A 14,572-nucleotide genomic window follows, 5' to 3' on the forward strand; every position below is an offset into this window, starting at 1 on the left:
GTTTTAGTTTGTTTTATTAGCGTTCGCTTTTAGATTCACATTTAAATGTGTTCCAGCTTGAACCATATTATTACTAATGGTCATTTCCTCTAAATATGGTAAAATTGTTGGATAGCCTCTATTGTCAAAATCGTAAGACCCGCTAAAAAGACCAACTTCATTTCCATCTGTTCCAAGTGAACCAGAACCAATGTTATAGTCGTTATCTACATTAATACTAGGGTTTGTTCCTGGAATACTTACAAATTGTGGATTTGTATTATCAAAATTTCCAGTACCATTTAAAAGGCCAAGAGTCGTGCCTTGATAACTATAGCTTAAGCAATTGTTGAAGATTACAGGAGAAGATCCAGTTTGCCAGTTAGCAGCATGAAAACTACTTGTTGATACAAAAATATTGTTTTGTGCTACTAAATCGATTGGCGAACTAAAAAAAGATTGTGTTGTAACACCAGCAAATGTAATAAGGTTATTATTAAAAATAGTTGAACTATTAAATCCAGATAAACCGTTTACTGCAACTGTATCAAAGAAATTATGAGTAATTGTAATGTTAGTACTTGTTGTACTGTGTAGAGTAATACCTCCTAAAACAATATTACCTTGAATTGAAGCGTTAGTAACTCCAGTATTAAAATTAATAGAAGTGCTAATAATAGAGTTTTCAATAGTGATATTTGATCTAGCACTAACAGATTGAATATGTGCTGTTGTTCGGATTCCGCTAATTTTCACATTATTCGAGGCAACATTAATAAGGCCAAAAGTAGCACGTCGTCCTGCATTCAATTCTGGTGTATGACCAACACCATAAATAGTAACTTCTTTACTTATATTAATGTTACCATAGCTTGTAGCTGAAGGTTGTACATAAATAATATCTCCAGTAGCTGCAGCTGTATTGGCAGTGGCAAAAGTACTGTACATATGAGAAGGTGTGGTGTCAACATTTGTATTGTTATCTACAATTAAAATGTTTTGAGCGTTTGTAAAGCTTACTGCAAGTAAAGCGATAACTAGAATAAATTTTTTCATGATAATTAAGTTTTATGATTTATAATGTCAAAAGTCTTAATTATCTGAACGCCAGAACATACGCAGAACGTCGTATATTTTATTTTACTATAAAAATACCAAGGAAAACAGCCAGAAAACCAGCAACAAAACTGGCTATAGTATAAAATGCAAAGCTCGTGAAATCTCCAGTTTTTAAGAATATATGGTTTTCGTAAGCAAAGGATGAAAACGTAGTAAAGCCACCACAGAAACCAGTGGCTAAAAGCAACGTATGGTTTTGTGTTAGTGAATTGTTTTTAAGCGCTAAACCTAAAATAATACCTATAAATAAACTCCCTAAAATATTAGATACAAAAGTACCATACGGTATTCCGGTTTCAGTATTATTTAAAAACTTACCTAAAAGATAGCGTAGTACACTACCAAAACCACCACCAATAAAAACTAGGAGTATATTCTTCATGTTTATTTTACTGCTATGTAGATTTCGGTTTTTAAATCTGCTGGATTAGGTGTGTTTATTGGAGTGTTTAAATAAGCCTCTAGAGTTGGTCCATTTTCGTTTTGTTCTAAACCACTATCGTTAATAGCTTTCATAGCTTTCTCCCAAGCTTCTTTTAAATGACTATAATCTCCATTTAGAGTAGTTTTTACCGCCTTGAAAGGCGCTAATTGTCCGGTTAAAATTTCTCCGCCAGTTGTTATTACACGAGAGGTTGTTGGTACACAACAAGAAAACATAATGGCGTTATTGGCTTCATCCCATTTGTGATATAAAATATAAGGAGCGCCAGACATAGTAATATTGTTTTTATTGGCATAAGCTATTACTTCAGGTAGCATTGTGGTCATTTTAGTTTGAAAATCTTGAAAAGTTGTTTCAGCAGTATTATAGATATAGAAACCACCACTATGTTGTGTTGTCTCTTTATCAACTACAATGCTAAATTTTTTCATATCAGAAATAACAATACTGTCTAGTTTTTCTAAACTACGTTCGTAATCTGGGCCAATTTGTTTTTCCATTCCTCCATTAAAAGCATTGTAAGTTTTAAAGTCGAAAGGTAAATTTTTTCCTGAGATATTCCATGTTACATCGGTAGCTCCATCTGCATTTGGTTTAAACTTCCAAGACACTTGAGATTCTGGATATTCTCCTATTTGCATGATTTGACTAATGGATTTATTAGCGTTTGTTTCAACAGTTCTCATAGTTCCTAAACCATTTTTATCTTGCCAAGTATAGCTTGATCCGTCACCTTTAGTCAATTCTGGCAGTATAATTTTTATTTCAGGATCTTTTTCTACCCAAGACGACCACGAAGCCCAATTTTTATAATCGTTAACATTATTATAAATAACAGCTGCTGGTGCATTTATTGTTCGCGTTCTTGTAACTGAAAATTCATTAGGTTGCACTGCAATGTATATAGCTAATGCAATAATAGCGATAAGAATAAGGAAGAAAATATATTTTATGGCTTTCATTATTTTTTATGGAATAATTATTATCAAAGATAGAATATAAATAAGAAAGAGATGAAATGTCTTTACTTAGTGGAGAAAGCACTAAAACAGATAGATTTAATTCAGAATAATCACACTTAAGAAAAGTGCATATAGAAACTACATTAGGTTCTAATTTAAAGGATGAAATAAAACATTTTTCTATTAAATAATAATTTCTTATTTATAAATATATTTAATAGCAGCAATAAGGCCAATAAATGAAATGAAGGCGAGCAATACCCAAATGGTACCTTTGTAATGTTGTTTGTGTAGTTTTAAGTCCTTTCTATAGGTGTAAATTATTACTGTAATAAATACAATTGCAAAACAAATGGCGAATATTAATTGTCCTGTACTAAACATAGTATTATTTTTATGCAAAAATAACGATTACAAGTAGTAAAAATGGATTTCAATGAAACATTCCTGATTTAAATAGTATAATTTTAGGAATGTTCCATTTGAAAGATAAAAAACAATAACTAAAGAACCCATGAGAAATAAAATAGAAGCAGTAAAGGCATTTCATACAGCATTTAAAATAGGACACTTAGAATCGCCAAAAGCCGATTTAGGAAATCCTAAAAACACTTTGCGTTTTAATTTAATGCAAGAAGAAAATGAAGAGTATTTAGAGGCTGCTAATAATAACGACTTAGTAGAGGTTGCAGATGCTTTAGGAGACATGCTTTACATTTTATGTGGAACCATTATTGAACATGGTATGCAGCACAAAATAGAGGAAGTTTTTAGCGAAATACAACGTAGTAACATGAGTAAATTGGGTGAAGACGGACAACCAATTTATAGAGAAGACGGTAAGGTTTTAAAAGGCCCAAACTATTTTAAGCCAAATATTAAGGTGATTTTAGACAAATAGAATAAAGTTGATTGTTTAATTTGTTGATAATAAAAAAGCAGCCTTTGGCTGCTTTTTTATTTCTATTTATTCGCGTAAGTATTATTGCCTACTGTATACCCGTTTACTAACGATTATAACTTAACTCTCCATCCAAAAGGGTCTTCCGTTTTGTTGGTTTGTATCTTTACAATACGTTCTTTTAATTGACTAGCATAAGTATGTTCTAATTCTGGTAAATCGAAATCTGTATCTCTAAACCCAAAACCAGAAATTGGAGAAATTACTGCTGCAGTTCCTGCACCAAATATTTCTTTTAAGCTACCGTTTTTTGCAGCTTCAACAAGTTCGCTTACTTTTATTTTTCTTACTTCTGTATTTATACCTTCCATTTTAGCAATATCTAAAATACTTTTTCGAGTTACTCCATCAAGAATTCTGTCGCTTACAGGAGATGTAATTAGTGTGTCGTTAATACGCACAAAAACGTTCATTGCTCCGGCTTCTTCAATATATTCGTGGGATGTATCGTCTGTCCAGATTACTTGTTGGTAGCCTTTTTCTTTAGCTAATTGTGTTGGGTAAAATTGTCCAGCATAATTACCTCCAGCTTTAGCAAAACCAACACCGCCATTTGCAGAACGCGAGTACGTTTCTTCAATTAAGACTTTTACTTTTCCAGAGAAATAAGGTCCAGAAGGCGCACAAGCAATAATAAATTTATACTCATCGGCTGGTGAAGCATGAAAACCTTCTCCAGTTGCAAAAGTAAATGGTCTAAGATATAATGAGCTTCCTTCTTTAGTAGGAATCCAATCTTTTTCTAAATCTAAAAGCGCTTTTAAACCTTCCATAAAGTAGTCTTCAGGAATTTCTGGTATAGATAAACGTTTTGCAGAAATATTTAATCGTTTTACATTTTCTAATGGACGAAACAAAAACACATCGTTATTACTGTCTTTATAAGCTTTCATACCTTCAAAAATAGATTGGCCGTAATGGAAAATCTTAGCAGATGGCATTAAAGTTATAGGAGCATAAGGCTCAATTTTTGGTTGTTGCCATTTGCCATCTTTATAATCGCATGTTAACATGTGATCCGAAAATACTTGACCAAAAGCAAGATTGTCAAAATCAATACTTTCAATTTTTGAGTTTTTTACTTTAGTGATTTCTACTTGATCTTTAGTTATTTTTACCATGAAAATGTTGTGTGTTTTTCGCTTGCAAAAGTACAGAATTAAGAATTAAGAAATCAGAAATTCATCTTAAAATACTATCTTTGTATTAGTATTAACAAATTAATTAAAATTTAGTAAAATGAAAAATTATATTCTAGCATTAGCAATACTATTAAGCTTTGTGGCTTGTAGAGAAAAACAAGAAAATGAGGTTGTTGAAACGCCTAAGGAAATGGCTGTAAATTACAAGTCTTTTGGAAAAGAGATTATTGCAGACGATGCCATTGTTTCAAAATCTATGGTAAAACATTATGAAGGAATGAAAATGGGCGACAGTATAGATAGCAAAATGATTGCTAAAGTAGAAGAGGTTTGTCAAGCAAAAGGGTGTTGGATGAAATTAAACTTAGACAATGGCGAACAGGTTATGGTTAAGTTTAAAGACTATGGTTTCTTTATGCCTAAAAACATCGCAGGACAAGAGGTAATAGTTAATGGTAAAGCCTTTGTGAATGAAGTGCCTGTCGACGAATTACGTCATTATGCAGAAGATGCAGGAAAATCTGCAGATGAAATTGCACTCATAACAGAATCTAAAAAAACATATTCTTTTGAAGCAGATGGTGTTTTGTTAATTGAAGAATAAATGAAATATATACTTTGCTATATAAGTTTTGCCTTTATTTTAAGTTGTAATTCCAACTCTAATACAAATGCACAACAAAAAGACATTTCTGAAAAGAAGGTTTATGATATGTATGAGGCATCTGAAATGGCTATACTCATGAATGAATTTTATGCCATAAATGAAAACATTAAAAATGACATTTTAGCAGGAAATATGCCTGAAGAATTTCCTTCAGATTTTTTAAAAATTCATACAGCAGAACTTTCAGATTTTAAGAAAAGGACTGCAAAGTTTGACGCTTTTTCAAAGTTATATATAGATGCAGAGCAAGAAGTTTTTAATACAGAATCTGTTTTTCCTGTAAAAGAGCGTTTTAATAATGCAGTAGGTGTATGTATTTCTTGTCACCAAACGGAATGTACAGGACCAATACCAAGAATTAAGAAACTACTAATTAAATAGTTTTTTGGAACGCAAAATAATAATCACAGAAGACGGTTCTACAACCATTCATATACCAGAGTGGAATGAACAATACCATTCTACACATGGAGCAATACAAGAGGCTGAGCATGTTTATTTAAAACATGGCTTAGCCTTTTTTTGTGCTTCGGAAGGTTATACTAAACAGTCTCAAATCGCTATTTTAGAAATAGGTTTTGGTACTGGATTAAATGCTTTTCTAACCGCGATTAAAGCGGAAGCATTAAACTTAAATTGTAGTTATGTTGGTGTAGAAGGTTTTCCTATTTCTCAAAAAGAATTAGAAGCCCTAAATTATACTGAAACATTAAAACACGACGCCATTTTTAATGCTATTCATGACTGTAAATGGGAAAGTGATTTTGCTATTTCTAATAATTTTAATGTAAAGAAACAGCAGAAGCAGTTTTCTGAAATCACAGATATAAATCAATTCGATATTGTTTATTTCGATGCTTTCGGTCCACGAGTGCAACCAGAACTATGGACAGAAGCTGTTTTTAAAAGCATGTATAATGCCATGAAGCCAAATGGTGTCTTGGTTACTTATTGTGCACAAGGCCATGCGCGTCGTGCTATGATTTCGGTAGGGTTTACAATTACTAAAGTTGAAGGGCCTCCGGGAAAACGGCATATGCTTCGGGCTGTTAAAGAGTAGTTTGTTATTTCGAGCTTTTTCAATAGAAAAAAGTATGGGAACCTCATGATGCTTTCTAGAATTATATAGTATGCTATCCAATAATCGAAACACTTGCTTTTAACTAAACAAATGTTAAAGCTATTTCATCCTAAAAACTAGTATCGTATTTTTATAAAAAAAAGAAATGCGTGTACTCATTACAGGAGCAACAGGATTAATTGGAAGTGAAATCGTAAAAAAATGTCACGCTAAAGGCATTGTTGTAAATTACTTAACAACAAGTAAATCTAAAATAGAATGTACAGCTAATTATCAAGGTTTTTATTGGAATCCAAGTCGAGCTGAAATAGATGTAGATTGTATTAAAGACGTCGATGCTATTATTCATCTCGTAGGAGCAAGTATTTCTAAGCGTTGGACAAAAGCACATAAGCAAGCGATTATAAGTAGCAGATTAGAAACGACCGCTTTACTTCACGACACTGTAAAAAACAATCCCAATACCATAGTCCAAATTATCTCAGCAAGTGCCATTGGCTATTACCCAGATTCGTTAACTAACTATTATTCTGAAGGCGAAAAACAAATTAGCGATTCTTTTCTTGGGCAAGTAGTAGAAAAATGGGAAGGAGCAATCGATACATTTAAATCTTTAAATATTGCTGTTTCTAAAGTAAGAATAGGTATTGTGTTTTCTAATAAAGGAGGTGCTTATCCCGAGTTATCAAAACCAATAAGATTTGGAGCTGGAGCAGTAATGGGAACGGGCGAGCAATGGATGTCTTGGATTCATTTAGAAGATTTAGCAAACATTTTCACACATGTCTTAGAGCATAAATTAGAAGGCGTTTATAATGGTGTTGCACCAAAGCCAGCAACCAATAAAACCATTACAAAAGCTATTGCAAAGCAATTAAACAGGCCTTTAATATTACCAAATATCCCAAAGTTTGCCTTGAAATTAATGCTTGGCGACATGCATATTATTTTATTTGAAAGCCAGCGTGTAAGCTCAAAAAAAATTGAGAATACAGGTTTTAAGTTTAAGTATGCTCATTTAGAATCGGCTTTGGAGGCATTGGTTTAGGAAGATTTGTTTAACATGTTGTGTGTCTTAAGTTGGCTTTATTATATATAAATTGATAGTCTAAACATAAAGAACATAAAGAACATAAAGAACATAAAGAACATAAAGAACATAAAGAACATAAAGAGCATAAAGAACATAAAGAACATAAAGAACAAAAAGAAAGTGCTAAGGTTGTTTTGTATCGTTTTTTTTTATAAAATATAAAACGTATCTGTAGTTATGGGTTCAGGCACATTTTCAACACCCAATTGTTCTTTGATATTAATTTCTATTGTTCTAGAAATACTTGTCATTGGAGTGTCTGTAGGCTTATTTTCAAATGGGTTTTGAATGTTGTATGCTATTTTTTGGACTAAAAAAAAGGAATAGAGATGAAAACCATAATTGGTATTTCAATTAGACTGTGCATTTTCGTTAATGCTAATGAAAGTGAGACTAAAAAAATATAGATAAAAAGGTGTAAAGTCAATCTGTATGTTTTTGGGAAATCAGTGTTTTTTATTCGTTCTGCTTGGCCCATAGACGCACAAAGTTTTACAAGGGTATTATCTATTTGGATTTGTTGGTAATCATTGATTAGCTTTTCTTCATGTAAATGAGATAAACCTTGAGACTGGTTATTTAATAAAGCTAAGGGAATATTATTTTGATCTCTAATAGATTTTAATTCTTGTTGGGATATAAATTCATTTATATTTTTAGAAGCATCTTCATTTCTTAAATTCTGTGAATAAGAATAGCACCAAGCAATTTGTCTATAGGCCATCTTGTCTGTTATTTCTTTACTTCCACTTTTTGTAAATCCTTTAAGTTGCAGTACAAACGTTCTTGAATCATTAACAATGGATCCCCAAATTTTTCTAGCTTACCACCATCTATCATAAGAATGACTTAACTTAAAAGATAGTAATAAGGCTATAGCTGTTCCTAAAAATGCTCCAACTGAAATAGGAATATCAATATCAATAAAATATTTCGATAAAAAATAGACTATCGTTGAAAAAACGGAAACTATTAGTATGTTCCATTTAATAGAATTGAACCAATATTTAATAGGTATTCTTTTTTCTAAAATCATAATTTTATTTTGGTCAACATTACACTCAACGAGTTCTTTTATGCTTAGTTGCGTTTGCTAGCACTAAATTAATAAAAGAAAACGAGTAGGCACAAAAACAGCAGTGAACTATAAAAGTTTTTGTGCATAGTTTTAATTGATATCATAATTCATTCAAACTAAAATACTTTTATCGTTTATATATGGGTGTCCGTTTGGCAAGAAATGCTAATGTAATTTTATAAGCATCTGCAGTTTGCCAAAAAGAAGCATGTTCTTTGGTATAAACGTTGTCACCTTTATCACTAAACACATTCATAGTAATATTTGTCGAATAATTTTGTGTTGCAGTACTATAACTGCTACTGTTTCTGGTTTTTTTGTTGTTTCCCGTGTTATTCCAAATATCTCCTACAATATTTCCTTTGCGATCTATATAGGCTCTTTTGTTTTTAGATGTCGTTGTGGTATTGTTATATTGGGTCGCTGTAGATTTATCAATAATAACTAATCCTTGAACAACGTATTCCACATTTAATATATTACATATTTCACCCATTGTATAGCCTTCTACATTGTTATTATTGACTCCGGCTGTTGTCAGTAATGCATTTGTTGTTGTAGGATCTTGAAACTTCAGAATTATTGCCCTTTTTTTGAAAATTGTATACGTCTCTTGTTGAGCTTTTTTTTAGTCATTATTGCGTTACTCGTTTCAAGGCCTTTAATATATCCAAAGGGTAGAATTGCTACTTTATTATGATGTTCTTTTAAGTTTGAATTTGAGGTAGTCGCTTTTTTATTGAAGAATTCAATTCTACCAGAGTTCAATGTGATTTTTAAAATATCTGCTTTATTAACAGTGTGATCTATAGTTTCGTTTTTGTAAATAAATTGAAGATCTTCTTTATTTATAAGACTTTACCTTGCATTTCATTGCCATCACTTTTAAGAATAACATCATCTTGGGAGCACATTGAAGGAGAGAAAATTATCGCAAGTATAAAAAGGGTTTTTTTTTGAAAAGTTTTTTTTATCATAATTCTATTCTTTTTGTGATAATTACATACAACGTTTCTCTGATAAAAAATCGTTGTAATGTTTTTAACAGATGTTACTGAAATTTGTTCAGCACAAGTAAACGAAGTTAATGTTTTTAACAGATGTTACTGAAATTTGTTCAGCACACGTAAACGAAGTTAATGTTTTTTTTTTTTACAAAGTCAAGTCGCTTGTTTGTTCTAGAAAACAAAAAGCCCATATCGAAGGAAGTGGCTTTTTATAATAATTTATCATAATCTAATTATGCTCTCTTTGCTTTAAAACAGGTTTTTACTCTGGACTACTTTTAATCTTGTAATCTCCAGGTTTTGAGTTTACGCATACTAATTTAAAATCGGCTATAAAGGCATTTGTTTAATGAAGGTTCTGTGTAAAGTTAATTGGTTGGCGAGCAACTAAATTAATAAAAGAACCAACCACAGGAAATTCCGCAGGAATTTCCAAGCCGGCTAGAACACGTAAATAATTATATCTATTGTTGGTAATAGTTATTCTTTGAAAATGGTTTTTCCATCTTTTATGGTTTCAACTACTTTAATATCTTTTATTTTTAAAGGGTCTGTTTTTAAAGGGTTTTTATCTAAAATCACTAAATCAGCTCTTTTTCCAATTTCTAAAGTCCCTTTAGAATCAATTTCATCATATTGTTCAGCAGTATATCGCGTCATTGTTAAAAGTCCTTCAAAGGGCGTTACTCTTTGACTACTTCCTACTTTTGCGCCAGCTCTAGAAATTCTATTTACAGCAGAATACAACATAAACATCTGATCTAATGGTGCTACCACAAAATCTGTATGATTGCTAGGTTTTAAACCTGCATCAATGGCATCACGCATTGGGCTTATATATTGTGCTTGTTCTAAACCTCGGTTGGCAAGGTGAGCTTCATAAAAATAATATGTATGTAATGTGTAAAATGAAGGACGTATTCCGAATTTCACAAATTTTGAGATATGATCTTTTCGCATAAACTGGGTATGGATAGTGGTAACATTCCAAGGTTGGCTATAATCACCATTACGCACATATTCATATGACTCAAGGAAAGTGTCTATTGCAGCATCTCCATTACAGTGAAGTATAAGTGGTAATTTCAAGTCATAAACACGTTTTACTGCTTTATTGACCAATTCTTTTGAAAAGGTGAGCTCGCCATGCCAATTTTTTTCGCCAGCAGGTCCACCTGTTAAATAAGGAGTAGTAAAAGCAGCGGTTCTACCTTGTGGAGATCCATCTATAGTAATCTTTATGCCTCCAATTTTAAAGTTGTTATTATATTTTAACCATTGAGATTGAGGAATAAGCTCAAATGATTTGTCTATTTCCGTAACAAAAGGATAGGCAACTACATCTATGATATTGACACCAGCATCTGATACAGCTTTAATTGTTTCAAGATTATCAATAAGTGTGAATCCTTCTTGTGCGGTAGTTATCCCTTCTTTTGCGTATAACATTTGTCCAGCTTTGGTCGCTTCAATCTCTTGCTCTAAAGTCATCTTCTCTATTTTCTCGGCGATAGGTTTATAAGCAGTTTCCATTATTAAACCATAAGGTTCATTTGTACCTGGTTTTCTTACTATTATTCCACCAGAAGGTGTTTCTGTTTCAGCACTTATATCATAGTAATCCATAGCTTTGCTATTTAGAACTGTACCATGCATAGAAACATGGTCTATTCTTACTGGATTATTAGGGAAGGCTTTATCTAAATCATCTCTGTTTAAAAGGCGACCATTCGGCATTACCGTGTCGTCATAACCATAACCCGTTATCATTTCTCCATCCTTTACATCGCGCTCAGATGCAAATTTTTTGAGCGTGGCAATAATGCTAGGTACATCAGCACCAGAACCTGAAGGTGGAGCATACAACATACATTGGTTGGCTACCATAAGAGAATTACTATAATGACTATGCCCATCTAGAAACCCTGGGAGGAGAGTTTTTCCTTCAAGATTTTTTTGATTATAATTTTCACCTGCAATTGATTTAGCCATTTCTAATGAACCAACAAAAATAATTTTACCATTATTTTCTACTAAGGCTTCTGCGTATTCAGGAGATATTCCTTTCATGGTAATAATATCTCCACCAAAATATACTTGTGCCGTATTTTCTATTTGTTTTTTTTCGGTTTCATTACACGAGAATAGGACTATGATTCCCAATAGTAGTAATAAGTTTTTCTTTGCTTTCATATGTGTGTTTTTAATGATTACTAATATTTCATTGATAAAAAAGCGTTTCAATGTTTTTTATCAGATGCTACTGAAACGAGTTGAGCACAAGCAAACGAAGTTAGTAGTTTTTTTTGACAAAGTCAAGTAGCACGTTTGTGCTTGAAAACAAAAAAGCCATATCTTTTGATGTGGCTTTTTAAAAGCTTAATTAAGCTTTCTTCGTTTTAATAGAGATTGTAATTCTGCATTAACTTTAATCATACAATCACCAAGTTTTTAGGATTTATAAATTTTACGTCAACATAAATTAGACGTTGTTTATAGTTTTGTTACGCCAAATCCAATTATGAAAAACTTTTAGTTTCCCAACTAGTTTATAGTAGTGTCTGTATTAATTGCGGTAATCTTTTTTATCAAATCCTTCTTTTTATTGGACTGAAAAACGGTTATTAATATGGGATTTAATAACATCTCGAGTGTTACTCAAATTAAAATATATTTTGCTTGAAAGTATTAAGTGGAGCTTTTGAAGAGGAATCTTATATTATTCAGAACAAACACTGGAATACAGCTCTATTTCATTCAGCGTGTTCCATACTTTATGTTTAAATGCTTTAGGTGAAAACTTAAATAGAATGACTGTTTTTTTTCTTTTTTACAATAGTGACTTTCAATTAAAACATTTAAAGTAATTAGATTGTTAGTTGCAAAACGATCATATGTCTTAACATATCCTTTAAAAAAAGTAGTGGATTTTCTTTTTTTAATTTTGGTGACTTTTGCGGATGCTTTTCGTTTATCTGTTGTAGCATCCATATCCACCTTATTTAGGCTATTAAAATATTTAACTAAATCTAGTTCTAACTCTTGTTTTGTGATTTTTCGGTTTACATTGATGCTCCATGCATACGTGTAAGACCAAAAAAATGTATGTTCTGGCTTTATCCAGCCTTTAGGTGGGAATCTTACTTCTCCAACTCCTATGTAATCCATATGTCTTGCTGGAAAACGAAGTACTTCTTGTCCCCAAGTAGAATCAAGTTTTATTAAATTAAATTCAGTTTTTTGTGCAAAAATAGGCACAGAACAAAGTAATAATAGTGTAATTAGTGCGATGATTTTATTTTTCATTTTGTTAAAAGATTAAGGTTGCTTTAAAGGCAATAGCATCAGAAATGATTTGGTCTTTTATGCTTGTTACTCCTTGTGATTTATATGTAATATTCCAGTCTGTTCTATCAATTTTTAATCGCGTATTTAATTGTGTTTTTGCATCATTTAATTTTGCTACAAAAAAAAACTAATTTCGTTACTTTGTTTATAGTAAGGTTTGCTGTAATTTGTAAATAGCTGTCTCCAACATCTTTTACTTTTGTGAAAACTAATTTTGATATTGGGTTAAACTTTACATTAAAAAAATCTTTTCCTTTTTATTGATCTATAAGGTTTTTCACCCTGGTTTCTTTCTCATTTGATTTTATTGAATTCATATCAATTGTAAATTCGCCTCCGATAATTTTATTATTATTTTTAATAATTTTTCCTTCTTTAAAATTTATAGTTCCTTCGTGACTTCCAAAACCAAAGAGTTTACTTCCATTCCAAGTTAGCGTACTTTTCGAAAGGTCTATTTGATGTTTTTCCTGCGCGCTTACCGTAATGGTATAGATGCAGAAAAACAGGAATACTAGAATGCTTTTTTTCATGATGTTTAATTTTGAGTTTTAGCTTTTGGTAAAACTATTCCCTCTTCAGAAAAAAAGTGTCAAAAAAATGTAAAAGAAATGTGAAAAGTTGTAAAAATAATAATTTTCTTTTTTAATTTGAATGACAATTATGGTTCAAACTTTAGAATTACGGCTAATGTTTTTTTTTTTGTTTTTTTGACAATGTGGAGGTTTTTTACTTTCTCAAATTTAACAGGCGAATGTTCCTTTATTAGTACTCCATTAACTAAAATCTCTTCAAAATATGCTTTTGCTCCAGTAGCAATATTCATATCTTCTACGTTCTGAATATGAAAATGCAAATGTGGCTCTGTAGTGTTGCCCGAATTTCCACATAAACCTAGCAAATCTCCTTGTTGTACTTTTTGTCCTTGTTTTACTTTTATTGAATGCTGTTTGAAATGTGCAAAGAATAAATATTCGTTATTATTCGTTTTTATAATTACAGTATTTCCAGGTACATAATTTGGGTTTGTTACTCCCGGTTTATTGTCTTTTACACCATCTACAACCAGCACAACTTCGCCGTTTGTAGGTGCTATTAAGTCTTTGCCAAAGGCATAATAATCTTCGTTGATTTTTCCGTCGTTTTTGTAATTTTTACCAGAAGAATCAGTAATTACTAAATCAAATGCATTTTTTTGAGCCTTATACGCAACATGGTAGTTTTGTTCTTTAGTATCTCCACCCCAAAAAACCGTCCACTCCTCTTTAAAAGGCAATATAAGTTTAGAAGTATTCCTTTTAAGTTTAGGTAGCTTTTCTATTACATAGGGTTTCACCATCAACCCATTGATTTTGGATTTTGCATCTACAGAAATAAATAGTGCCACAACAACACGTTCAAATGTTGTTTTGTATAAGGCTACATTGGCCTGTGGGTATTTTATAAACTTTCGCTCTGTTATATTGCCTGCTTCGGTTTGTAATCCGTTTAAAAAAGCAAGTGCTTTATCATGTGGCATAATTTTTTTCATCTCTTGAGCAAACATGTTAAAAATACCTTCGTAATCATTAGCACTGTATTTTTTTTGAAATTCATTAGCTACAGCTTTAGAAATAGCAGTTTCTTGTTGTGCTATTGTAGTATTTGTAAGTAGAATTGTTAGTATAAATATGATGAATATTTTCATTAT

General features: G+C 31.6%; 15 protein-coding genes and 1 pseudogene. 5 read left to right on the forward strand and 11 right to left on the reverse strand.

Features of this window, described 5'->3' with window-relative positions; translation table 11 throughout:
- Positions 1–3 precede the first annotated feature (3 nt).
- From RH82_RS00450 to RH82_RS00465, 4 genes are all read right to left on the reverse strand, one after another.
- Entirely contained in the window at positions 4–1,035 is a 1,032-nt protein-coding gene (locus RH82_RS00450) for a hypothetical protein (protein ID WP_034057175.1), read from the reverse strand.
- A gap of 79 nt (positions 1,036–1,114) precedes the next feature.
- Entirely contained in the window at positions 1,115–1,480 is a 366-nt protein-coding gene (crcB, locus tag RH82_RS00455; RefSeq protein WP_034057177.1) for a fluoride efflux transporter CrcB, read from the reverse strand.
- 2 nt (positions 1,481–1,482) lie between these two features.
- On the reverse strand, positions 1,483–2,505 hold the full coding sequence (locus tag RH82_RS00460; protein ID WP_034057178.1) for an SRPBCC family protein: 1,023 nt from the start codon (positions 2,503–2,505) through the stop codon (positions 1,483–1,485).
- A gap of 198 nt (positions 2,506–2,703) precedes the next feature.
- Positions 2,704–2,889 (reverse strand): hypothetical protein, encoded by a 186-nt coding sequence (locus RH82_RS00465; RefSeq protein ID WP_034057179.1) that lies wholly within the window; start codon positions 2,887–2,889, stop codon positions 2,704–2,706.
- Positions 2,890–3,019: 130 nt separating this feature from the next.
- On the opposite strand from RH82_RS00465, the gene RH82_RS00470 reads away from it, so the two are divergent.
- Complete coding sequence (locus RH82_RS00470; RefSeq protein WP_034057180.1) at positions 3,020–3,406, forward strand: pyrophosphohydrolase domain-containing protein; 387 nt, start codon at positions 3,020–3,022, stop codon at positions 3,404–3,406.
- A gap of 113 nt (positions 3,407–3,519) precedes the next feature.
- Here RH82_RS00470 and RH82_RS00475 read toward each other — a convergent pair whose 3' ends face one another.
- On the reverse strand, positions 3,520–4,587 hold the full coding sequence (locus RH82_RS00475; RefSeq protein WP_034057181.1) for a branched-chain amino acid aminotransferase: 1,068 nt from the start codon (positions 4,585–4,587) through the stop codon (positions 3,520–3,522).
- Positions 4,588–4,705: 118 nt separating this feature from the next.
- On the opposite strand from RH82_RS00475, the gene RH82_RS00480 reads away from it, so the two are divergent.
- From RH82_RS00480 to RH82_RS00495, 4 genes are all read left to right on the forward strand, one after another.
- On the forward strand, positions 4,706–5,212 hold the full coding sequence (locus RH82_RS00480; protein ID WP_034057183.1) for a DUF4920 domain-containing protein: 507 nt from the start codon (positions 4,706–4,708) through the stop codon (positions 5,210–5,212).
- Entirely contained in the window at positions 5,213–5,656 is a 444-nt protein-coding gene (locus RH82_RS00485) for a hypothetical protein (RefSeq protein ID WP_034057184.1), read from the forward strand.
- A 4-nt stretch (positions 5,657–5,660) separates the two neighbouring features.
- On the forward strand, positions 5,661–6,335 hold the full coding sequence (gene mnmD, locus RH82_RS00490; protein WP_034057185.1) for a tRNA (5-methylaminomethyl-2-thiouridine)(34)-methyltransferase MnmD: 675 nt from the start codon (positions 5,661–5,663) through the stop codon (positions 6,333–6,335).
- Positions 6,336–6,501: 166 nt separating this feature from the next.
- Entirely contained in the window at positions 6,502–7,404 is a 903-nt protein-coding gene (locus tag RH82_RS00495) for a TIGR01777 family oxidoreductase (protein WP_034057186.1), read from the forward strand.
- Between the two features lie 355 nt (positions 7,405–7,759).
- Here the strand turns inward: RH82_RS00495 and RH82_RS17525 are convergent.
- The 6 genes and pseudogenes from RH82_RS17525 to RH82_RS00525 form a co-directional block, all read right to left on the reverse strand.
- Positions 7,760–8,485 (reverse strand): annotated as a pseudogene (locus tag RH82_RS17525) (bestrophin family protein).
- 169 nt (positions 8,486–8,654) lie between these two features.
- Positions 8,655–9,023: a hypothetical protein gene (locus tag RH82_RS00505; protein WP_034057187.1), complete on the reverse strand. Its 369-nt coding sequence runs from the start codon at positions 9,021–9,023 to the stop codon at positions 8,655–8,657.
- A 991-nt stretch (positions 9,024–10,014) separates the two neighbouring features.
- The gene (locus RH82_RS00510; RefSeq protein ID WP_081979145.1) at positions 10,015–11,727 is read right to left on the reverse strand and encodes an amidohydrolase; all 1,713 of its coding nucleotides are present in this window, start codon (positions 11,725–11,727) and stop codon (positions 10,015–10,017) included.
- Positions 11,728–12,291: 564 nt separating this feature from the next.
- On the reverse strand, positions 12,292–12,840 hold the full coding sequence (locus RH82_RS00515) for a hypothetical protein (protein WP_034057189.1): 549 nt from the start codon (positions 12,838–12,840) through the stop codon (positions 12,292–12,294).
- A 299-nt stretch (positions 12,841–13,139) separates the two neighbouring features.
- On the reverse strand, positions 13,140–13,415 hold the full coding sequence (locus tag RH82_RS00520) for a hypothetical protein (RefSeq protein WP_034057191.1): 276 nt from the start codon (positions 13,413–13,415) through the stop codon (positions 13,140–13,142).
- Positions 13,416–13,543: 128 nt separating this feature from the next.
- Entirely contained in the window at positions 13,544–14,569 is a 1,026-nt protein-coding gene (locus tag RH82_RS00525) for a M23 family metallopeptidase (RefSeq protein WP_081979146.1), read from the reverse strand.
- Between the last annotated feature and the right edge of the window lie 3 nt (positions 14,570–14,572).

Origin of the sequence: Lacinutrix jangbogonensis (genome assembly GCF_000797445.1) — a bacterium.
GTDB lineage: Bacteria > Bacteroidota > Bacteroidia > Flavobacteriales > Flavobacteriaceae > Lacinutrix > Lacinutrix jangbogonensis.